Here is a 20,157-nt window from a genome sequence, read left to right as displayed (position 1 = left end):
TGTCCAGCAGGTCGCTTTCGTGCCGTGGCGCCGCGTCGGCTACCAATTTTCGATCCCCGGTGCTTAACTTGCTCAGCGCAAGGGGTGGGAGAAGAAAGTTGGACGAGTGACCAGCATGGGGCGGAACGGAACTCAGCGTTCGGAGAAGGTCGCGCGCCGCGCGGACCGCAAGCAGAAGCGCCAGCACCGCGTCGTCGCGGGTGCTGCCGCGCTCGCCACGGTCGCCGCGATCGGCGCCGGACAGGCGATGGAACCGGCCGCGGCAGAGGCATTGTCGTTGTGGCCGACCCCCACGACCGGCTCCGGTCTGGCGAACCAGATCAAGGACCTGAAGAACGAGTACGGTACGAATCCGCTGGGCGACCTCTTCGCCGACATCAACAACGAGGCTCTGGCCGAGCTCGTCGAGGCGTGGCGGATCGAGCTCTGCGCATCGGGCGGTGGCAATGGGGGAGCGGACTGCTCCGATTCGTCCACCGACCTCGGTGGATTCGGCGTCGCGGTCGTGCTGCCCGACAGCCTCGAGCTGGTCCCGGTCGGCGTGTACGGCTCGTTCAAGGAGCTCTACGACGGTATTCCGCAGTGGATCAAGGATGCCGCGAACGTCATTCTCGTGCCGATCTTCCAGACGGAGCTGCCCTCCGAGATCACACCCGAACCCGACACCACCGGCTCGGCGACGGTCAAGGGCAACGGTTTTCAGTTTGCCCTCGCATACCGCGACGGTGATGCCACCGCCGTCTCCTACCTGCCGCTGAGCATCGCGACCGCCGGGGCCAGCGACGGCCGGTCGGCGTTCGCCTTCGCGGTGATCGGTTCGGCCCACGCGTGGAACACCGGCGATCTCGACGTGACCGTTCTCGGCAAACCTCTGGCCACCATCCCGGGGATCACGGGCGTCGGTTGCTACGGCGGACTCACCGCCGGCTACGCCGACGGCGTCGGCGCGTGTGCGAATGTCGCCGGAACCTTCGACTTCCGTTACCAGCAGCCCAACGGCGAGGTGCAGTTCGCGCTCACCGACCCGACTGCGCTCCTGGCGGACCCGACCGGCGTACTGGGCGGCGCAGGTCTCGAGATCCTGTCCGGCTTGGCGTCCGCGCTGCTCGGCGGCGAAGGTGTCGACTTCGACGGAGACTGGTTCTCCCTCTCCAAGGACTTCGCCCGGCTCAGTGTCGGGGGCGACCACGGCCTGCTCAGCGGCAACTTCCTCCGCCTCACCAGCGACTACGGCTTCACCGGGCCGATCACCGTCGACTGGCTCGGCTCCACGGTCACCTTCCGTCCCCTGGTCGAGGTGAACGGCGAACTCCGGCCCAATCGTCTCGGCCGCCCGGTCATCTCCTTCGGTCAGCTCGACACCGGCGAGATCGTCCCGGTGATCCACATACCGAGCTACGAGTTCCCCTTCGGTATCCCGGCGACCGACGACGCGGTGATCCCGCAGTCGAACACCGTCGCCCGGGTCGCGGCCTCGGCCCCCACCGGGTTCGCGTCGGTCACCTCTGCGGACACCGAAGCCCCCGAGCTCGCTGCCCCCGAGACCGGCGAGTCGGGCAGCGACGTCGTCGAGGAAGAGGAATACGTCGGCAAGCATCGCGCCACCTACGAGGGCAAGCACCGCGCCCCCGAAACCGCGGTGGACGCCGAGGACACCGGTGCGGGCTCGGACGACGGTGCGGGCAACGACGACGGTTCGGGCACCGACGACGGCGGTGAATCGGGCAGCGGCTCCAGCGGTTCCGGTTCCGACGGCGCCGGTTCGGACAGCGGCGGCGACGCGGGTCCGGACGCCGGCGGCGACGCGGGTTCGGACACCGACTCCGCCAGCGCATCGGACTCGGGCTCGGACTCGGCGAGCAGCTCCGGCGCAGAAGCGGCCTGACACCGGCCGCCCCCCAGACCGGCGCCCCGGCATTGCACTCGATCCGTGCCGGGGCGTCGACCACTACTCTGGACGAAAAGCGGGGCTGGACGCCACGCGGAGCCGATGAGGAGGTCGTGATGGCGATCGATCGCGACAGAAGCAGAGCGGTGTCGGAGGTCGTCCGGGAGCATCCGGTGATGAGCCTGGTCGCGGTCTCGCCGGGCATCGCCGTGTTCGTGGTCCTGCTGCTGCTCGACCAGACGTTCCTGGCGATCCTGTTCGCCGTCCTCGCCGTCGGCGGCGGAGTGTATCTGTTGACCCGCAAACGGTGAGCACGTCGCCCGCGCGGTGAAACCGCGACTCGACGGCGGGCGCGGCTACAGTGGTGGCCACTGAGCTCGACCGCGACGCCGTGCGCGTCGGCGGCGGGCGCACGCGGGTGAAGGGAGTGCGGGCACATGATCGACTATTCGGGTCGTCACCACGGCCCGGCGGCCGGGCGGCCGGGTCGCTGACCATGTCCACGCGCGTCGATGCCTACATCTGGGCGATCCGTTTGACCAAGACCCGATCCGCGGCGGGTGCGGCGTGCCGGGGTGGCCATGTGCGGGTCAACGGCGTAACCGCGAAGCCCGCTCAGCCCGTGGTTCCGGGCGACGAGATCCGTGTCCGTCTGGCCGGGCGCGAACGCATCGTCGAGGTGATCAAGACGATCAACAAGCGGGTGTCCGCGCCGATGGCCGCCGAATGTTTCGTCGACCGGTCCCCTCCACCTCCGCCCAAGGAGATCCTCGCAAGCCAGCCCCGTCGTGACCGCGGCGCCGGCAGGCCCACCAAACGTGAACGGCGACAACTCGATCGGCTCCGCGACTCGAGCTTCCTCGTCGCACTCCTCGCCGTCGTCGTGCTGCTGGTCGGCGGTTGTTCGGACGACGCGCCGGCCGACCCGAACAAGCCGAACACCCCGGAGGCCCCCGCCCAGGCGGGCTCCGGACCGTTTTTCGGCAAATGCGGTGGGGTGACGCTGGACGAGGTCACCCGGATCACCGGTTTCGGCGGGCTCACCGAGACCGTCAACAACACCTCGGTCTGTGAGTGGGACACCACCGGCTCGCGCACGGGCGCGGTCGCCTCGTTCAACTGGTACCGGGGTTCACCCATCGGCCGGGAAGAGGCCAACGTCAAGTTGTCGCGCGATGTCACGAACAAGCTCGAGATCGACGGTCATCAGGGGTTCATCGGCTACACCCAGTCCGGTCAGATCTGTGAGGTCGGTATCGGTTTCGGGGCCGACTTCTTCGAATGGTCCATCCGCGGCGACGCACAGCAGGCCCGTCCGATCGAGCAGATCTGCGACGCCGCCCGGGAGTTGGCGACACTGTCGATCGAGCGTGCGTCATGAGGCGGCCGCTGGCGGTTCTCATCGCCCTTCTCCTCGGCCTGACCGCGCTCGCCGGGTGTGCACGAACGGTCGACGGTGAGCCGGTGCCGGTGGGCGCCGCCGGACAGACCGGCAGCAGTGACATCGACACCGATCAGTTCGACAAGCTGCTCCTCGAATGCGACGTGCTCCCCGACGCCATGATCGCCGACGTCGTGGCCGGCGGTGGATTCGCCGAGCGATCCTTCAGCGGTGCCATCTGCCGTTGGCTGGTGTCCGGTGCCACCGACGTCGTCAGCGTGACGTTCAACTGGTTCGAATGGGGCAACGTCAACCTCGAGAAGGAGACGGCGAAGAAGCTCGGATTCCAGACCGAGAACATCAAGGTCGCCAGCCAGTCCGCCTTCACCCAGCGCAGTCCCGACCGTCCGGGCGTCTGCGGGGTCACCGCGCGGGCGCCCAGCCGGGGGATCTTCACCTGGTTCGTCGAACCCCGCAGCGCGCCCCAGGGGGACCCGTGCGCAGCCCCGATCAAGCTGATGGAACTGCTCCTCCAGGGCGGTCAGTAGCGCCGCGCCTCAGGCCGGTAGCGGCCCCACCACCACACTCGCGGCAACGACCAGCTCGTCGCCGGACCCTGGTACCAGCAGCCACACCGTCAGCTGGTCGCCCTCGCGGACGCGACGAAGGGTGAGGCGCGTCCCGGGGACGATGGGCCGCAGGTACTCGATGACCACCCGGTGCGGCATGTCGACGAGATCGGGGTGTTCGACCAGCTCGTCCTCGATGGCCTCGAGGTAGGCGGCGTTGTTGAGGTGCTTGAACGGATCGAAGTCGGTGATGCGCAGGACGTGCTCGCGATCGGGGAACGGGATGTCCTCGGCGGCCGGAGCCTTCTCCGGGTTCATCGACTTCCACCGCAGACGGTGTTCGTCGGTCATCGACGACAGCATCTCGAAGGCCTCGTCCGACAGCCGCGAGGGCACGCCCTTGTCGTTGACGTTGATCCAGAACGCCTCGGTCTCGATCAGGCCCTCGGGACGCGGGTCGGGATTGAACCGGTTGGTCTCGTGGTCGGAGGTCAGACGTACCCGCATGTTGGTCCACCGCGTCGACAGGGCCCCGCACCAGCGCTGGGCCGTCACCGTCCCGGGCCAGGAAATCGGCCGGATGACGTCGATGACGGTTCGCCGGACGATCCAGAACGGTTCGGTCTTGCCGAACTCCGTGGCCTCGAGGTTGTCGTTGGCGATGTCCTGCAGATATCGAGCGACGGCGTCGAGCCGCACCCGCATGTCCTGATCGACATCACCGGTCCGGACCCGGTACTGCGCCTGGTAGAACCGGGCGCCGTCCTTGCGGGCCGGTAATGATCCCGCTTGTACACCTGAAGTAACCTGGCTCACTCGAGTCCCTTCAATGGGTCGCAGGTATCTTTGCAGTTAAGATACAGTCAAGGCCGAAACTAGAACACGTTCTACGTGTTGGATTACGAGGAAACAGCAGATGGCGCATGTGATTACCCGGCCATGTTGCAACGACGCGAGTTGCGTGAGCGTGTGTCCGGTGAACTGTATCCACCCGACGCCCGACGAGCCGGAATTCCTGACGGCCGAGGCGCTCTACATCGACCCGGAGACCTGCATCGACTGCGGCGCGTGCATCGACGAGTGCCCGGTCGAGGCGATCGTCCCCGACGATCAGCTCACCGAGCGCGACGAGCCGTATCTGCAGATCAACGCGGACTACTACAAGGACCACGACGTCGAGGGCGGGCTCGTCCCGCCGCGCAAGTCGCCGCAGCTGCCCGACAAGGAGCTGCACGTGGCGATCATCGGCGCCGGGCCGGCCGCCTTCTACGCCGCCGAGGAACTCGTGCGCAAGCAGAGCATCAAGGTCGACATGTTCGATCGCCTGCCCACGCCCTACGGCCTGGTCCGCGCGGGCGTCGCCCCGGACCACGCCGCCACCAAGGGCGTCGAGAAGACCTTCGCGTCCGTCGCCGCCAAGAAGAACTTCGACTACTACCTCAACGTCGAGGTCGGCAAGCACATCAGCCACGACGAACTCGTCGCGCGCTACCACGCGGTCATCTACGCGGTGGGTGCCGCCACCGACAAGCGGCTGGGCATCGAGGGGGAGGACCTGCGCAACTCCGTCGCGGCCACTCAGTTCGTCGCCTGGTACAACGGCCACCCGGACTTCGCCGACCTCGATGTCGACCTGTCCTCGGAGCGCGCGGTGGTGGTCGGAAACGGCAACGTGGCGCTCGACGTGGCACGCATCCTCGTGACCGATCCCGACGAGCTGGCCAAGACCGACATCGCCGACCACGCCCTGGCGAAGCTGCGTGAGTCGAACATCAAGGAGGTCGTGCTGCTCGGCCGGCGAGGCGTCGCCCAGGCTGCCTACACCAACAGCGAGTTCCTGGCCCTCGGCGACGTCGAGGGGGTCGACGTGGTCATCGATCCCGAGGACCTCGCCCTCGACCCGGCCACCGAGGCGGCGCTGGCCGACGACACGCTCGACTCCACCATCGCAACCAAGATCCGGCTGGCCCGCGAGTTCACCGAACGGCCGCAGACGCCCGGCAACAAGCGCATCGTCTTCCGCTTCCTGACGTCTCCTGTGGAGATCGCCGGTGACGGAGAGGTGACCGCGCTGACGTGCGTGCGCAATGCCTACACCGACGCCTCCGGGCGAGTGGCCGTGACGCCGACCGATGAGCGGTTCGACCTCGAGACGGGCCTGGTGCTGCGAGCCATCGGCTACCGGGGCGTCCCGGTCACCGACCTCCCCTTCGACGAGGGACGCGGCGTCGTCCCGAATGCCGGCGGGCGGGTCCAGGTGGCCGCCGACGGCGAGGTCATGCCGGGCCTGTACGTCACCGGGTGGATCAAGCGCGGGGCCACCGGCGGGATCGGCATGAATCGGCTGTGTGGTCAGGAGACGGCGCGCGCCGTGATCGACGACTTCGTCGCCGGCACGATCGCCGATCCGTCGACCCCGCGTGACGATGTCGCCGCGCTCGTCGCCGATCGCGGTGCCAACCGCATCGACCTCGCCGGGTGGAAGGCCATCGACGCCGCCGAGAAGTCGGCGGGCAAGGCGGCCGGCCGTGCGCGTGCGAAGTTCGTGAGCATCTCCGAGTTCGAGGCGGCTGCCACCGCCGGGGCGCAGTAACCGTGCGGATTGCACTGCTGTCCTACCGCAGCAAACCTCATTGCGGTGGGCAGGGGGTGTACGTCCGTCATCTGTCCCGAGAGCTCGCGCTTCTCGGGCACAGCGTCGAGATCTTCTCGGGGCAGCCGTACCCGGAACTGGACCAGTCGGCCATCGACGCCGGTGTCACGATCACCAAGGTGCCGAGCCTCGGGCTCTACGACGAGCCGGACCCCTTCCGTACCCCGGGACTGAGCGAGTACCGCGACTGGATCGACCTGCTCGAGGTCGGATCGATGTGGACGGCGAGCTTCGGCGAGCCGCTCACCTTCAGCCTCCGGGTCGCCCGGTTGCTGAAGGAGCGGCGCGACGACTTCGACATCGTGCACGACAACCAGTGTCTCGGTTACGGATTGCTCGACATCCAGAAGGCGGGCTTCCCGCTGATCGCGACGATCCACCACCCGATCACGCGGGACCGCACCCTCGCGGTCCGCGCGGCCAAGGGCTGGCGCAAGATCACTGCGTGGCGGTGGCATTCCTTCCTGCGTATGCAGGGACGTGTGTCGCGCCGGATCCCGGAACTGCTCACCGTCTCCCGTAGCAGCGAGGTCGACATCCGCAAGGCCTTCGACATCCCGTCGGGCCGTATCACGACGATTCCGCTCGGCGTCGACACCGAGATCTTCACGCCCGGAACCGAACGCGTACCGGGACGCATCGTCAGCATCGCCAGTGCAGACGCACCTCTCAAGGGGGTGTCGTACCTGCTCGAGGCGGTGGCGAAGCTCGCCGCCGAACGCGACGAGGTGCAACTGGTACTGGTGTCCAAATTGGACCCGAATGGACCGTCTGCCGCGATGATCGAGGATCTCGCGATCGCCGATCGGGTGTCGGTGGTCTCGGGGCTCGAGGACTCCGAGATCGCGGAACTCCTGGCCTCGGCCGAGGTTGCGTGTGTGCCGTCTCTGTACGAGGGCTTCTCGTTGCCGGCGGTCGAGGCGATGAGCTGTGGCACACCGCTGGTGGCCACTCGCGCCGGCGCGATCCCGGAGGTCGTCGGTACGGGCGAGGAAGCCGCGCTGCTGGTTCCGCCGCGGGACTCCGGGCGTCTGGCGCAGGCGATCGGTCGACTCTTCGACGACGCCGAGCTGCGGGCCCGTCTGGGCTCGGGCGGACGGCGCCGGGCCGAGGAGAACTACAGCTGGGTGGCGGTGGCCGCGAAGACGGCGGCCCACTACGAAACCGTGCTGGCCGGACACCGGCGAGCAACAGAAGGGACATCGAGTGCTGACAGTTGACTTCGACCGTCTGGGCGTGGGCCCGGGCATCAAGGCGATCGACATCGGGGCGGGTCAGGGCCGACACTCCTTCGAGATGTTCCGGCGAGGAGCGGATGTCATCGCCTTCGACATGTCGGAGAGCGACATGGCCGATGTCGCGGAGATGTTCGACGCCATGACGGCCGAGGGGCATGTGCCCGCTTCGGCCAAGGCGCGCGCCGAGGTCGGTGACGCACTGCGTCTCCCGTACGCGGACAACAGCTTCGATGTGGTGCTGATGTCGGAGATCCTGGAGCACATTCCGTCCGACGAGGGCGCGATCAGCGAGATGGTTCGCGTTCTCAAGCCCGGTGGGGTGGCCGCGGTGACGGTGCCGCGGTACTGGCCGGAGAAGGTCTGCTGGGCCCTGTCGGACGAGTATCACGAGGTAGAGGGCGGACACGTCCGCATCTACAAGGCCTCCGAACTGGCCGGCAAGCTGCGCACGGCGGGCCTCGAGGTCACCGGCACCGATCACGCACACGCTTTGCACGCTCCGTACTGGTGGCTGAAATGTGCTGTCGGCGTGGAGAACAACGACAATCCGCTGGTCAAGGGTTACCATCAGCTGCTCGTCTGGGACATGATGAGCAAGCCGTGGCTGACCCGTGTGGGTGAGCAGGTGCTCAACCCGATCATCGGCAAGTCCGTGGCCCTGTATCTCCGTAAGCCCGAGACTGCTGCGTCTTCATGACGGCCGCTCCGGCTGTCCCTGGAGTGGTCACCGCCGAGCAGATGCGCGCCACCGGCGCGGCGATCGTCGGCATGCAGGAGGAATCCGGCGCACTGCCGTGGTTCCCCGGCGGACAGACCGATCCCTGGGATCACATCGAATCGGCGATGGCGTTGTCGGTGACCGGCTTTCATGCCGAAGCCGAAGCGGCATACGAGTGGTCGCGGCGTAAGCAGCGGTCCGACGGCTCCTGGCCGATCCGCACCGTGTGCGGCAAGGTCGAGGATGCCGGGACCGACAGCAACTTCTGCGCCTACATCGCGGTCGGGGTGTGGCACCACTACCTGATCACCGGGGATGATGCCTTCCTGCAACGGATGTGGCCGGTGGTCTGGTCGGCGATCGACTGCGTCCTCCGATTCCAGCGCGAGGACGGCGCGTTCCGCTGGGGCGGCGACCACCGCACCGGCGCGATGTTCGGTGAAGCCCTGATCACGGGCAACTCCAGCATCTTTCAGGCTCTGGATTGTGCGATCCGGATCGCCGGTCAGATGGATCAGCCCGACGAGGACTGGATCGTCGCCCACACCATGCTCGGGGATGCGATCCGCGCCGACATCGTGCGGGACGAGTGGGAGATCTTCACGCCCCCGTCTGAACACTCGATGGACTGGTACTACCCGATCCTCGGTGGTGCGGTGCGCGGCCAGGAGGGGCAGGAACTGATCGCCCGTCGCTGGGACCAGTTCGTCGTCCCCGGCAAGGGGGTGAGGTGCGTCGACCACCGTCCATGGGTCACCGGCGCCGAAACCTGCGAGCTGGCACTGGCTCTCGACTCGCTGGGCGACACTGCTGATGCGATCGAACTGATCGCCTCCATTCAGCACCTGCGCGATCCCGACGGATCATATTGGACGGGACTGGTTTTCGCGGACGGCAAGCGCTGGCCGGTGGAGAAGAGCTGCTGGACATCGGCCGCCGTCGTGTTGGCGGCCGACGCCGTGAGCCGCACCAGCGTCGCCAACGGGATCTTCCGAGACGTCCGGCAGCGCCTAGCCGTCGCGCCCTAGTTCCTCTTCTGGGTAGCTGGTCTGAACCCCTGGTCTCTGTGGCGCCCATCACCTAGACTGGTGTCCAGTCAACCGTCCGATTCTGATGAGGGCGGCAGCAACGGCGCCCGGGGAGGCCCTCATGGATTTCGGAATCGTACAGTTCACCAGCGATCGCGGACTCAAGCCGCACATCCTGGCGCCGCTGATCGAGAACGCCGGCTTCGCGTCGTACTACGTCCCCGAGCACGGACACATCCCCACTCGTCGCGACGCCGCGCATCCGCAGACCGGTGACGAGACCCTGCCCGACGATCGGTACATGCGAACCCTCGACCCGTGGACGTCACTCGCGGCCGCAGCCGCGGTGACCGAGCGGATTCGACTGGGCACCGCGGTGGCCCTTCCCGTGCAGTCCGATCCCATCACCCTCGCCAAGACCATTGCGACGCTCGACCACCTCTCCGGTGGCCGGGTGACCCTTGGCGTCGGATTCGGGTGGAACCTCGACGAGCTCGAAGACCACCACGTGCCACCGAAGCGTCGCCGGACCATGCTGCGCGAGTACCTCGAGGCGATGCGGGCGCTGTGGACGCAGGAAGAAGCCGAATTCGACGGCGAATTCGTCAGGTTCGGTCCCAGTTGGGCGTGGCCGAAGTCGACGCAGGCGCACATTCCGGTGCAGGTCGGCGGCGCCGGCACGGAAAAGAACTTCAAGTGGATCGCCCGCAGCGCCGACGGCTGGATCACCACGCCGGGCGAAGACGACATCGAGGGTTCGGTGGCGCTGCTCAAGCGGGTCTGGGCCGATGCCGGCCGGGACGGCGACCCGCAGGTCGTCGTCCTCGACTTCAAACCGGTGGCCGAGAAGCTCGAGAAGTGGCGCGAGATCGGTGTCACGACCGTGCTGTACGGCCTTCCCGACGACTCGGTCGAGCGCGCCAGCGGATACCTGGCCAAGCTGGCCGGCAAGCTCGAGCTCGCACCGGCGGTCGTCTAGCGATCCGTCAGGCGCCGGGGTCGGTGCGCAGGCCGGGCATCACGAAACGGTCGAGGTGGCGCCGGACCTGTCCGGCGTCGTCGATGTCGATGGTCTCGCTCGGCGTGGTTCCGAGGCTGATCAACACGCGCGCAACCCATTCGGCGACCTCGTGCAGATCGTGCGCGGGATGGATCTCGCCGCGGGCGGCAGCCGCCTCGACGTAGGGGAACCAGAAGCCGGCGAGGTCGGGGACCAGTTTCACGACGCCGACGCCCGCGCATTCGGCGAACTCTGTCGGTTCCTCGGTACGCAGCCGCATCAGGAGGGTGCCGGGGTCGTCGTAGGCACCGCGGCCGATCCGCACACCGGCGGTCAGCTGACCGGCGAGATCGCCGATGTCGTCGAGCGCGGTCCGTGCGTCCCGCCAGAACGATTCCGTCAGTCGCACGATGGTGGCGCCGATCATGGACGGTTTGTCCGGGTAGTGCCGGTACAGCCAGGCTCGGGAAACCCCGGCCGACTCGGCGACCTGTTGCATCGTGGTGGCGCGAATACCTTTGTCGGCCAGCAATTTCTCGGTGGCGTCGAGCAGGCGTTCGTGAACCGACGGGTTGGTTGTCTCGGTCACGGGTTCTCCTGCGTTGCTCTGCGGTCTGCGTTGCTCGTTCCGGCGTGTGTGCTCCGGCGAAGACTAACAAGGCCGTAGACAGTTCGCGGAATCTGTGTACACGGCCCCGACCATCGTGTAGACACAAACCAGATTGTGTCTACACCCGATGTTTGTCCAGAACTGCTGTCTGTCCAGAGGGGGAAGCGTGCGCTTACCGACCACCGCGATCATCGGCGCCGGGATCAGCGGTCTGACCGCAGGCAAGATGCTCACCGACTACGGCGTCCCGTACACGTGTTTCGAGAGTTCCGACCGCATCGGCGGCAACTGGGCGTTCGGCAATCCGAACGGTCACAGCAGTGCCTACCGGTCGCTGCACATCGACACCTCCAAGCACCAGTTGTCCTTCCGCGACTTCCCGATGCCGGCCGAGTATCCCGACTTCCCGCACCACACGCAGATCAAGGCCTACCTCGACGCCTATGCAGAGGCCTTCGACCTCATCCGCTCGATCGAGTTCACCAATGGCGTCGAACACGCACGCCGGCTCGACGGCGGCGGCTGGGAGCTGGAGACCCAACACGGTGAACGACGCCGGTTCGACCTCCTCATCGTCGCCAACGGACATCACTGGGACCCGCGTTTCCCGAACTTCCCGGGCGAATTCGACGGCATCGAGATGCACGCGCATCACTACATCGATCCGCGGACGCCACATGACTTCTCGGGCAAACGCATTCTCGTGGTGGGCCTGGGTAACAGCGCCGCCGACATCGCGGTCGAGCTGTCATCGAAGGCGCTGGACAACAAGCTGACGCTGTCCACCCGGTCCGGGGCCTGGATCGTGCCGAAGTACTTCGGCGGCAAACCCGCCGACAAGTACTACAAGACCTCCCCCCACATCCCGATGTCGTGGCAGCGGAAGTTCGTCCAGATGATGCAGCCGGTCACCGCCGGACGCCCCGAGGACTATGGTCTGCCGACGCCGAATCACAAGTTCTTCGAGGCACACCCGACGCAATCGGTGGAGCTGCCGCTGCGACTCGGCTCCGGTGATGTCATCGCGAAGCCGAATGTCAGTCGCCTCGACGGGTCGACGGTCCACTTCGACGACGGCACCTCCGACGACTTCGACATCATCATTTACGCAACGGGTTACAACATCACCTTCCCGTTCTTCGACCCCGACTTCATCAGCGCGCCGGACAACCGGATCGACCTGTACAAGCGGATGTTCTACCCGGGTATCGACGACCTCGTCTTCGCCGGATTCGCCCAGGCGGTCCCGACACTGTTCCCGTTCGTCGAATGCCAGGCGCGCCTCATCGGCGCGTACGCGACCGGACACTATCGCCCACCATCGGTGGCGGAGATGCGGGAGACGATAGCCGCGGACACGCAGTTCTTCACCGGGCACATGGTGCAGAGCGCACGCCACACCCAGCAGCTCGATCATTACCTGTACGAATACAACATGCGTACCAAGGAGATCCCCAACGGCCGACGCCGCGCGCAGGAACAGGGGCCGATGACCTGGGCGGGAGTGGCGGACAACGTTCCTGTCGCAAGCGTCTCGGGAACGGAGGCCACCGCATGACCACACCGTCCGGAGCGCAGACCGTCCGTTTCCCGTCGGCGGGCACCGAATGCGACGCCTGGTTCTTCGCCGGTTCGTCGGGCTCGCCTTTCGAGATCGACGGCAAACGTCCCGTCGTCGTGATGGCGCATGGTTTCGCGGGCACCAAGGATTCGGGTCTCGCACCGTTCGCACAGCGATTCTCGGAGGCCGGACTCGCCGTCTTCGCCTTCGACTACCGTGGTTTCGGTCTCTCGGATGGACAACCGCGGCAGCAGATCTCGCTGGAACGCCAGGCCGACGACTACCGGGCCGCCATCGTGGCCGCCAAGAAGCAACCCGGTGTGGACCCGAATCGGGTGATCCTCTGGGGTGTTTCGCAATCGGGCGGTCATGCGCTGACGGTCGCGAGCGGTCGTCTCGACATCGCCGCGGTGATCTCGGTGATCCCGCTCGTCAACGGTCTGGCCGCCGGTCGCGTGGCCTACGACCAGGTCGGAGGTGCGGCCATCGCGCGCTCCACCGCGTCGGCCGTGGCGAGTGCCGTGTCGTCGAAGCTGGGGCGCGGCCCGAAGATGATGCGCGTGGTCGGCGAGCCGGGTGACCGCGATGCGGCACTGACCGCCCCCGGATTCCTGGAGAGCTACCTGGCCATTGCCGGACCGTCGTGGCGCAACGAAGTCGACGCGTCGGTCGGTCTGGAGATCGGCGGGTTCCGGGCCGACAAGCATGTCGGCGACCTCGATGCCCCGGTGCTCGTCCAGATCGCCGACTACGACTCGGCCGCGCCGCCGCAGGCGGCGGCCAAGACGGCTTTCAAGGCGCGCGCCGAGGTCCGGCACTATCCGTGTGATCACTTCGACGTCTTCGAGGGCAACGACTGGTTCGAACCGTGTGTCGGACACGCGGTCTCGTTCCTCACCCGCCACCTCGCGGACAAGGCCGTGAGCGCCCGGTGAAGCGCGCGATCGTCATCGGCGGGGCGTCGGGCATCGGGCTGGCGACGGTCGACGCGCTGACGGCCGACGGAGTGGAGGTCGTCGTCGCCGATGTCGACGCCGAGCGTGCCGAGAGAGTAGCCGCCGAGCGAGGTGACACGGTCCGTGCGCTGGGTCTCGACGTCACCGACGAAGACTCGGTGGTCGCCGCTTTCGACGCGGTCGGGGAGTTCGACACGGTCGTGAACTGTGCGGGCCTGTCGGATCCGGGTGCCCTGACCGAACTCGAATTGAGCGCCTGGCGTCACACCGTCGACGTCTGCCTCACCGGCACGTTCCTGGTGATCAAACACGCCGGCCGTCGGATCGCCGACGGCGGCTCGATCACCTGTATCGCCTCGCTCAACGGTCGGCAGCCAGGCGCCGGGATGGGGTCGTACTGCGCGTCGAAGGCGGGGGTCCTGATGCTCGTCGAGGTCGCTGCCCTGGAACTGGCGCACCGGGGGATACGGGTCAACGCCGTGTCGCCGGGTCTGGTGTCGACGCCACTGACCGAGGGCATCGGATTCGTCCCCGGACTCACCGAGGAGTACATCGAGAACACCCCGCTCGGACGCAGCGGCGAACCAGCCGAGATCGCCGACACCGTCGTCTTTCTCGCCTCCGACAAGGCGCGGTGGATCACCGGGGCTGCCTTCGACGTCAACGGTGGCGCACACCTGAAGCGGTATCCCGACGTCCTCGGCAAGGCGCGGGCGATGCTGGAGCAGGCGCCTCCGGTGCTCCCGGAGTAGCGAGCGTACGAGCGACGCCCTGCTGTCGTACGGTTCCACGACGTCCGTACCAGACGCCTCTGACATCGTCGCTGCTCCATCTGGTCACGAGAAAGCTCTGCAGCCCAACGTGTTATCTCCCAGCACATCGGTGACAGTTCTGCATCAAGACATCGGTCACAGTGTGAGGGGTCTTGGGGATGACACTTCTGCGTCGAGTCTCAAACGCCCGCCGGCGCCACCGCAGGCCCGCTGAAATACCCGAAGAGCGACGAGATCAAATGCCCGACCAAGGCGTGCTGATTCAACCGACGTCAGGTGAACTTCGGATCAGATGGCTCTCGGCAACCAACTCGATTGTCACCTCGTAGGGTTGATGCCGTGAAGGATTCAGGGTTGGGGCGCGCGATCGCGACACTGATCGGGATTTTCCTGGTCAGTGTCGCGATCGCGATACCGCTGGCAGTCGCCCTTGCCTGGCCTGTGATCTATGTATCGGAAACGGTGCTGCACCTGGGTTGCGAGTCGAACACCATCGACGGACAGCAGGTCTGGGTCTGCCCCGACGGGATCGGGTACGTGTTCCCCGGGCTCGCTCTGGGTGTGGTGCTGACCGTCATCGGCGTGGTCACCAGGGTCCTGTGGCGGCGCGATGCGCTGGGGCCGCCGGCGGAACGCTATACCCTTGCCATGATCATCTCGCTGGTCACCGGGGCGCTCGCGCTGCTAGTTGGGGCAGTGATGACCCTGTGCGGCTTATTCGACGTGAGCGCCGCCTACGGATGGTGGCTCATCCCGGTCGGCCTCGCAGTTGCTGCCGCTTCTCTCGCAGTCCTGGTGGCCCTCAAGCAAGCCCGTCTGCGCGCCACCACCAACACGATCGCCACGCTGGTGGTCCTTGGTGCACTGATCCCGGTGTCGGGACTGGGCCTGCCGCTGGTGGCGGCACTGGCCGGCGGGTTTGCGGTCGCTGCGGCCCTGTACTCGACGACACGAGCGGATCGCCCTTCGGCTGCGCTCGCCTGACCCGTCCGGGCAATGCCATCCTTGGGTGGGTATGGACGTGGCATGCCGGAGTGCCTCCTCGATCCTCGGCATGGACACCACCAGGCGGCGCAACGCTATGACACAGACACTCAGGCGTGGCTGTTAATGACCTATCGACCCTCTTGTGTGGCTAGCGATCTCGCAGTGGGCTGATAGTGCACCGCGCGGAGCGGTCTCGACGTCTTGCGCTGAACACGGGATTTCTCGAAAGTCGTTCTACGAGTTACGCCGCTCGGCGCGGCGGAGGTTCGACTATCCCGCGCCGAACGCGTGCTGGCAGATCGATGGCACCGAATAGGTCCTGACCGGTGGACGCAGGTGCGTCACCCTGCAACTGATCGACGATCATTCGCGCTACGCCGCGTGTTCGCATGCGGCCGCAGGTGAGACCGCCGAGCCGCGATCGCTGTGTTCGACAAGGCAGTAGCCGCTCATGGAGTGCTCCAACGGTTACTCACCGACAACGGGAACGCGTTCAACCCGTCACGCCGGGGTCGCATCGGTCGACTCGTCGAACACGCCCAAGCCCTCGGGGTCGAGACGATCACCGGCAAGTCCTACAAGCCGACCACGCAGCGCAAGAATGAACGGTTCCACCAGACACTGTTTCGGTACCTGGACAAACAACCGTTGGCCGACACCCTGTCCGAGCTGCAAGCCCAGGTCGATGCGTTCGACCACCTGGTCCGAACTATCAGCACCTCGGGCACCGTCAGCGTCAACGCAGTCACCTACATGGTGATGTGGACCATGCCTTAGATCAGGTCTCGTCGCCGTCGACGACACGGTCATTATCGCCAACACCGCCGGGGAGGTCCTTGTCGAACACCCACGGCCCGCTGCCGGAATCAGCTACGTCGGCAACCGCCAACCCCGCGGTCCACGTCCCACCAAACCAGACCGTCACCGAGGTCCTGATACACCGAGTGTCTCCGATGCCTTGATACAGAACTGTCACCGATGACCCGACGCCATACCTCCTACACCATCCCACCGACAAGCTGCGTGTCATCGTGTGTTCCTCATTAGCGTTGCAGCACAGCGGAATAGCGGGTACTGTCGAACATACATTCGCACTATCGGTTCGGAGGGTGACCGTCATGGCAGACGCAAGACCAAGCGCCGCCGTGCTGGTCGATCAGCTCCACTCCCTCATCGACGAGCTGCAGACCGTCGACCTGACCGGCTGCTCAGATTCCGATCTCGTCGACGTCGCGGCAGAGACCGAAAGGGCGATCGCGCGACTGAGTTTCGCCGGGGACCGTCAGGTCGTCGAAGCCACCGAACGTGACCTACCCCGTAAGACCGGGCACCGCAGCGTCATCCAGTTCATGACCCACCGCCTCCGGATCGCCGAACCCATGCGACGCCGCGACCAGATGTCGGCCACCGCAACCTTTCCCAGCCCTACCGGCCAACCACTCCCACCCCAGCACCCCACCCTGGCCGAGGCCTTCGCCGACGGGCATGTCGGCCCCGCCCATGTTCGTGCGGTCATCGACGTCCTCGACCAGATCCCGCACGCCGTCGACCACGACGTGAAGATCGCCGCCGAACGACAGATGGCCGAAATCGCCGTCGACCACACCCCCGCCGACATCACCGCCCTCGGCGCCCGCCTGTTGGCCCACCTCGACCCCGACGGAACACTCGCCGACGACACCGACCGCAAACGCCGTCGCAAACTGTCGGTCAACCGGCAACGCGCCGACGGCACCGCCAAGATGTCCGCCGACCTCACACCCGAACTCCTCGCGCGGATCACCATGCTGCTCGCGGTCTGGGCCAAACCCGGCATGAACAATCCCGACGACCCCGAATCACCGCACGGGTCGATCGAGAATGCCGACCCCGAGATGGTCGAAGCCGCTGCCGCACGTGATGATCGCAGCGATGCGCAGCGCAACCACGACGCGTTCAACGCCTTGCTGAAGGCTGTGTTCGAGGACGGACTCCTGGGTAAGAGTCACCGCGGGTTGCCGATACAGGTGATCGTCAAAGCCGACCTCAACGATCTGATCCGCGAAGCCGGGTTCGCCACCACCGTCACCGGCACTTTGATCCCGATCCCCGAACTCATCGACATGGCCGCCGACGCCCAACCCTGGCTGGCGGTGTTCAAAGACGCCACCGCCGTCCCGCTGTACTTCGGGCGCGGCAAACGCCTGGCGACCCGCGAACAACGCCTCGTGTCCTTCGCCCGCCCCGACGGCGACGTGTGCTCCACCCCCGACTGCGACCTTTCGGCCGCGCACGTGGAAATGCATCACGCGCAACTCGATTGGGGTCTGGGCGGGCTCACCGACATCACCGATCTCGCACCCGCATGTCCGAAACACAATCGGATGGTCGGCGATCAACCCGGACAGTTCACCACCAGAATGGTCCGAGAAGGGCCCGATGAAGGTCGCTGCGTCTGGCGGCTCAACACCCAACCCGGCGCACCCCCGAATCCCGAACGCATCAACCGGCGACCCGACCTCCCCCGCCGGTTCGCCGAACACCTACAACACGTACGCACCGAGATCCACGGACCCGACCCGGCGTCCGGCGATCAGCCGCGCCTCGAGGTCCGCCGGGTCATCGACCACCGGACGACTTCGCCGCCGGCCCGCGAACTATCTATCACCGACCTGTCACCGATCGAAGTGCACCTCGCGGCCATCATCGGACTGACCGTTACGTTCTGACACAGAGACGGCGCCGGCGTCAGGTGGGAAAGGGTGCTCCCACCTCGCCGGAGTCGCGTCGTAGCACGCGCAGCGAGCCTTCGGCCCGGACCTCGGTGAACTGGCCGGTTTCCAGGGCCTGGCAATAGATCTCGTAGGGCGGGCGTCCGCCGTCGGCGGGATCGGGGAAGACGTCGTGGATCAGGAGGGCCCCACCGATACGCACCCACGGCGCCCAGCCGTCGAGGTCGTTCTGGGCGGCCTCCATGCTGTGACCGCCGTCGATGAACACGAAGTCGGCGGGCTTGCCCCAGACTTTCGACGCGACGGTGGACGGTGCGAGCAGCCCGACGACGGTGTTCTCGAGCCCGGCGTCGAACATGGTGCGGCGGAAGCGAGCCGAGGTGTCGAGCGTGCCGGTGTGCGGATCGACGAGGGATTCGTCGTGGTACTCCCAGCCAGGCTGGTGTTCTTCGGACCCGCGGTGGTGGTCGACGGTGACGATGACTGCGTCGTTCGCCTCGGCGGCGGAACCCAGGAAGACCGTGGACTTTCCGCAGTAGGTGCCGATCTCCACCCCGACCTTCGTCGAATCCGGTTGTGACAGATACTCTCCGGCGATCTCGAACAGCGTCTGTGCCTCGTCGAGCGGCATGAAGCCCGGCGCCTCGTCGGCGACTCGGCGACGTTCGGGGGACGGTGCGTTCGGCGACGGCGCCGTGGACTGTGACATGGCACAGATCCTATCGGGTGTGTGAGGGGCGCCGCGTAGGGTGAGCGATATGAAAGCTCAGGTACTCAGCGCAGAGACAGGCCCCTCTGGACTCGAGTTGACCGACGTCCCCGACCCCACTCCCGCCGACGGCCAGGTCGTCGTCGACGTCAAGTCGTGCGGTGTGTGTTTCCCGGACCTCCTGATGAGCCAGGGCAAGTACCAGCTCCGCGTGCCCACCCCGTTTACCCCGGGTACCGAGGTCGCGGGGGTCGTGCGGTCGGCGCCCGAGGGATCGTCGGTGAAGGTGGGGGACAAGGTCCTCGTCGCGTCGATCGTCGGCGGTTTCGCCGAGCAAGTCGCGGCCGCGCCGGAACAGCTGCTGCCCCTGCCCGAGGGACTCAGCTTCGAGCAGGGTTCCGCGATGGGCATCAACTACCAGACCGCGCTGTTCGCGCTGAAGACCCGCGCACACACGCAGCCCGGTGAGGTCGTCGGCGTGCTGGGTGCCGCCGGTGGCGTCGGGACCGCGTCGATCATGGTCGCCAAGGCCATGGGTGCGAAGGTCGTCGCCATCGTGCACCGCAAGGGTGCCGAGGAACTGTTGCGCAGTGCGGGCGCCGACGAGATCGTGCAGCTCGAAGAGGGCTGGGGCGACAAGCTCAAGGAGGTCGCACCCAAGGGTGTCGACGTCATGATCGATCCGTCCGGCGGTGAGGTCTTCGACGAGGCGCTGCGCCAGGTCGCCCCCGACGGTCGTTACGTCGTGGTCGGCTTCGCCGCGGGCGGGATCCCGACGGTCAAGCTCAACCGCGTGCTCTTCCGCAACATCGCCGTCGTCGGCGCGGCCTGGGGCGAGTACGTGCGCACCCATCCCGAGCTGAACCTCCCGGCGAAGCTGCACGAGGAGCTCAGTCAGATGATCGCCGACGGGATGACCCCGCAGGTCAACGTCACCTACACCCTCGACCAGCTGCCGGAGGCGTTGACCGATCTCGCCGAAGGGCGGATCCTGGGTAAGGCGGTCGTCAAGATCGGTGACTGAGACCGGTCCGGCCGGCGACGACCGCAGGAGATGCCACCTGCGAAGGGAACCGCCATGTGCCGCAACATCACCGAACTCCGCGGACTGGAACCGCCCGCCACGGCCGACGAGGTCGAGGCGGCGGCGCGACAGTATGTACGGAAGGTGAGCGGCGTTCGGCACCCGTCGCCGGCCAACGTCGAGGCCTTCGAGGCCGCGGTCGTCGCCGTCACGGCGGCGACCCGCACCCTGCTCGACGCCCTTCCCGAGCGTCGCCAGCCGCCCAAGACGGTCCCGCCGCTTCGACGCCCCGAGGTCCAGGCGCGAATCGCCGCGCGGGGGTAGTCGCTTCGATCAGCAATAGGTATCGCT

Annotated in this window: 20 protein-coding genes; 17 read left to right on the top strand and 3 right to left on the bottom strand. The window is 66.7% G+C overall.

What is annotated here, in order from left to right; translation table 11 throughout:
- Window positions 1-115 precede the first annotated feature (115 nt).
- From IHQ52_RS22530 to IHQ52_RS22515, 4 genes are all read left to right on the top strand, one after another.
- Window positions 116-1,885 (top strand): hypothetical protein, encoded by a 1,770-nt coding sequence (locus tag IHQ52_RS22530; protein ID WP_006436938.1) that lies wholly within the window; start codon window positions 116-118, stop codon window positions 1,883-1,885.
- A 119-nt stretch (window positions 1,886-2,004) separates the two neighbouring features.
- Window positions 2,005-2,199: a hypothetical protein gene (locus IHQ52_RS22525; protein ID WP_006436937.1), complete on the top strand. Its 195-nt coding sequence runs from the start codon at window positions 2,005-2,007 to the stop codon at window positions 2,197-2,199.
- 185 nt (window positions 2,200-2,384) lie between these two features.
- Window positions 2,385-3,269, top strand: a complete 885-nt coding sequence (locus tag IHQ52_RS22520; protein WP_040004812.1) for a DUF3558 family protein — start codon at window positions 2,385-2,387, stop codon at window positions 3,267-3,269.
- Window positions 3,266-3,817 (top strand): DUF3558 domain-containing protein, encoded by a 552-nt coding sequence (locus IHQ52_RS22515; RefSeq protein ID WP_182155903.1) that lies wholly within the window; start codon window positions 3,266-3,268, stop codon window positions 3,815-3,817. Before IHQ52_RS22520 ends, IHQ52_RS22515 begins: the two co-directional genes overlap by 4 nt.
- A 9-nt stretch (window positions 3,818-3,826) precedes the next feature.
- Here IHQ52_RS22515 and IHQ52_RS22510 read toward each other — a convergent pair whose 3' ends face one another.
- A complete protein-coding gene (locus IHQ52_RS22510; protein ID WP_006436934.1) occupies window positions 3,827-4,654 on the bottom strand; it encodes an acyl-[acyl-carrier-protein] thioesterase in 828 nt (275 codons plus the stop codon).
- 100 nt (window positions 4,655-4,754) lie between these two features.
- Here IHQ52_RS22510 and IHQ52_RS22505 point away from each other — a divergent pair, with 100 nt between their 5' ends.
- The 5 genes from IHQ52_RS22505 to IHQ52_RS22485 all read left to right on the top strand — a co-directional run bounded on the left by IHQ52_RS22505 (window position 4,755) and on the right by IHQ52_RS22485 (window position 10,454).
- Window positions 4,755-6,431 (top strand): FAD-dependent oxidoreductase, encoded by a 1,677-nt coding sequence (locus IHQ52_RS22505; RefSeq protein WP_006436933.1) that lies wholly within the window; start codon window positions 4,755-4,757, stop codon window positions 6,429-6,431.
- Between the two features lie 2 nt (window positions 6,432-6,433).
- Complete coding sequence (locus tag IHQ52_RS22500) at window positions 6,434-7,711, top strand: glycosyltransferase family 4 protein (protein ID WP_159404971.1); 1,278 nt, start codon at window positions 6,434-6,436, stop codon at window positions 7,709-7,711.
- Window positions 7,698-8,426, top strand: coding sequence for a class I SAM-dependent methyltransferase (locus IHQ52_RS22495; protein ID WP_238063971.1), 729 nt, complete (start codon window positions 7,698-7,700; stop codon window positions 8,424-8,426). The genes IHQ52_RS22500 and IHQ52_RS22495 overlap by 14 nt, the downstream gene beginning before the upstream one ends.
- Window positions 8,423-9,475 carry a prenyltransferase/squalene oxidase repeat-containing protein gene (locus IHQ52_RS22490; RefSeq protein ID WP_024499759.1) on the top strand — a complete coding sequence of 351 codons (1,053 nt, stop codon included), beginning with the start codon at window positions 8,423-8,425 and terminating at the stop codon, window positions 9,473-9,475. The genes IHQ52_RS22495 and IHQ52_RS22490 overlap by 4 nt, the downstream gene beginning before the upstream one ends.
- Window positions 9,476-9,596: 121 nt before the next feature.
- Window positions 9,597-10,454, top strand: coding sequence for an LLM class F420-dependent oxidoreductase (locus IHQ52_RS22485; RefSeq protein WP_024499758.1), 858 nt, complete (start codon window positions 9,597-9,599; stop codon window positions 10,452-10,454).
- A gap of 7 nt (window positions 10,455-10,461) precedes the next feature.
- Here IHQ52_RS22485 and IHQ52_RS22480 read toward each other — a convergent pair whose 3' ends face one another.
- Window positions 10,462-11,064 carry a TetR/AcrR family transcriptional regulator gene (locus IHQ52_RS22480; protein ID WP_024499757.1) on the bottom strand — a complete coding sequence of 201 codons (603 nt, stop codon included), beginning with the start codon at window positions 11,062-11,064 and terminating at the stop codon, window positions 10,462-10,464.
- Window positions 11,065-11,251: 187 nt separating this feature from the next.
- Between IHQ52_RS22480 and IHQ52_RS22475 the strand changes: the two genes are divergently transcribed.
- From IHQ52_RS22475 to IHQ52_RS22450, 6 genes are all read left to right on the top strand, one after another.
- Window positions 11,252-12,643 carry a flavin-containing monooxygenase gene (locus IHQ52_RS22475; RefSeq protein WP_024499756.1) on the top strand — a complete coding sequence of 464 codons (1,392 nt, stop codon included), beginning with the start codon at window positions 11,252-11,254 and terminating at the stop codon, window positions 12,641-12,643.
- Window positions 12,640-13,581 (top strand): alpha/beta hydrolase, encoded by a 942-nt coding sequence (locus IHQ52_RS22470; protein WP_024499755.1) that lies wholly within the window; start codon window positions 12,640-12,642, stop codon window positions 13,579-13,581. The genes IHQ52_RS22475 and IHQ52_RS22470 overlap by 4 nt, the downstream gene beginning before the upstream one ends.
- A complete protein-coding gene (locus tag IHQ52_RS22465) occupies window positions 13,578-14,354 on the top strand; it encodes an SDR family NAD(P)-dependent oxidoreductase (protein WP_024499754.1) in 777 nt (258 codons plus the stop codon). The genes IHQ52_RS22470 and IHQ52_RS22465 overlap by 4 nt, the downstream gene beginning before the upstream one ends.
- A 360-nt stretch (window positions 14,355-14,714) precedes the next feature.
- The gene (locus IHQ52_RS22460; RefSeq protein ID WP_024499753.1) at window positions 14,715-15,359 is read left to right on the top strand and encodes a hypothetical protein; all 645 of its coding nucleotides are present in this window, start codon (window positions 14,715-14,717) and stop codon (window positions 15,357-15,359) included.
- Window positions 15,360-15,818: 459 nt separating this feature from the next.
- Entirely contained in the window at window positions 15,819-16,139 is a 321-nt protein-coding gene (locus IHQ52_RS23820; protein ID WP_024499752.1) for a hypothetical protein, read from the top strand.
- Between the two features lie 341 nt (window positions 16,140-16,480).
- Window positions 16,481-18,070 (top strand): DUF222 domain-containing protein, encoded by a 1,590-nt coding sequence (locus IHQ52_RS22450; RefSeq protein WP_238063969.1) that lies wholly within the window; start codon window positions 16,481-16,483, stop codon window positions 18,068-18,070.
- Between the two features lie 19 nt (window positions 18,071-18,089).
- Here the strand turns inward: IHQ52_RS22450 and IHQ52_RS22445 are convergent, their stop codons facing one another.
- On the bottom strand, window positions 18,090-18,782 hold the full coding sequence (locus tag IHQ52_RS22445; RefSeq protein ID WP_024497586.1) for a class I SAM-dependent methyltransferase: 693 nt from the start codon (window positions 18,780-18,782) through the stop codon (window positions 18,090-18,092).
- Window positions 18,783-18,831: 49 nt separating this feature from the next.
- On the opposite strand from IHQ52_RS22445, the gene IHQ52_RS22440 reads away from it, so the two are divergent.
- Both IHQ52_RS22440 and IHQ52_RS22435 read left to right on the top strand, forming a co-directional pair.
- Window positions 18,832-19,806: an NADPH:quinone oxidoreductase family protein gene (locus tag IHQ52_RS22440; RefSeq protein WP_006434769.1), complete on the top strand. Its 975-nt coding sequence runs from the start codon at window positions 18,832-18,834 to the stop codon at window positions 19,804-19,806.
- Between the two features lie 54 nt (window positions 19,807-19,860).
- Complete coding sequence (locus tag IHQ52_RS22435) at window positions 19,861-20,130, top strand: DUF2277 domain-containing protein (RefSeq protein WP_024497587.1); 270 nt, start codon at window positions 19,861-19,863, stop codon at window positions 20,128-20,130.
- Window positions 20,131-20,157: the final 27 nt, after the last annotated feature.

Source organism: Gordonia amicalis, assembly GCF_022059885.1.
Lineage (GTDB): Bacteria > Actinomycetota > Actinomycetes > Mycobacteriales > Mycobacteriaceae > Gordonia > Gordonia amicalis.
This window is presented reverse-complemented; position numbering and strand designations above follow the sequence as displayed.

Excerpts from the sequence above, each read along its gene's own strand:
- IHQ52_RS22490 (WP_024499759.1), top strand. The coding sequence starts at position 8,423 with ATGACGGCCGCTCCGGCTGTCCCTGGAGTGGTCACCGCCGAGCAGATG.
- IHQ52_RS22470 (WP_024499755.1), top strand. The coding sequence starts at position 12,640 with ATGACCACACCGTCCGGAGCGCAGACCGTCCGTTTCCCGTCGGCGGGC.
- IHQ52_RS22450 (WP_238063969.1), top strand. The coding sequence starts at position 16,481 with ATGGCAGACGCAAGACCAAGCGCCGCCGTGCTGGTCGATCAGCTCCAC.
- IHQ52_RS22525 (WP_006436937.1), top strand. The coding sequence starts at position 2,005 with ATGGCGATCGATCGCGACAGAAGCAGAGCGGTGTCGGAGGTCGTCCGG.
- IHQ52_RS22520 (WP_040004812.1), top strand. The coding sequence starts at position 2,385 with ATGTCCACGCGCGTCGATGCCTACATCTGGGCGATCCGTTTGACCAAG.
- IHQ52_RS22530 (WP_006436938.1), top strand. The coding sequence starts at position 116 with ATGGGGCGGAACGGAACTCAGCGTTCGGAGAAGGTCGCGCGCCGCGCG.
- IHQ52_RS22445 (WP_024497586.1), bottom strand. The coding sequence starts at position 18,782 with ATGTCACAGTCCACGGCGCCGTCGCCGAACGCACCGTCCCCCGAACGT.
- IHQ52_RS22515 (WP_182155903.1), top strand. The coding sequence starts at position 3,266 with ATGAGGCGGCCGCTGGCGGTTCTCATCGCCCTTCTCCTCGGCCTGACC.
- IHQ52_RS22505 (WP_006436933.1), top strand. The coding sequence starts at position 4,755 with ATGGCGCATGTGATTACCCGGCCATGTTGCAACGACGCGAGTTGCGTG.
- IHQ52_RS22485 (WP_024499758.1), top strand. The coding sequence starts at position 9,597 with ATGGATTTCGGAATCGTACAGTTCACCAGCGATCGCGGACTCAAGCCG.
- IHQ52_RS22440 (WP_006434769.1), top strand. The coding sequence starts at position 18,832 with ATGAAAGCTCAGGTACTCAGCGCAGAGACAGGCCCCTCTGGACTCGAG.
- IHQ52_RS22435 (WP_024497587.1), top strand. The coding sequence starts at position 19,861 with ATGTGCCGCAACATCACCGAACTCCGCGGACTGGAACCGCCCGCCACG.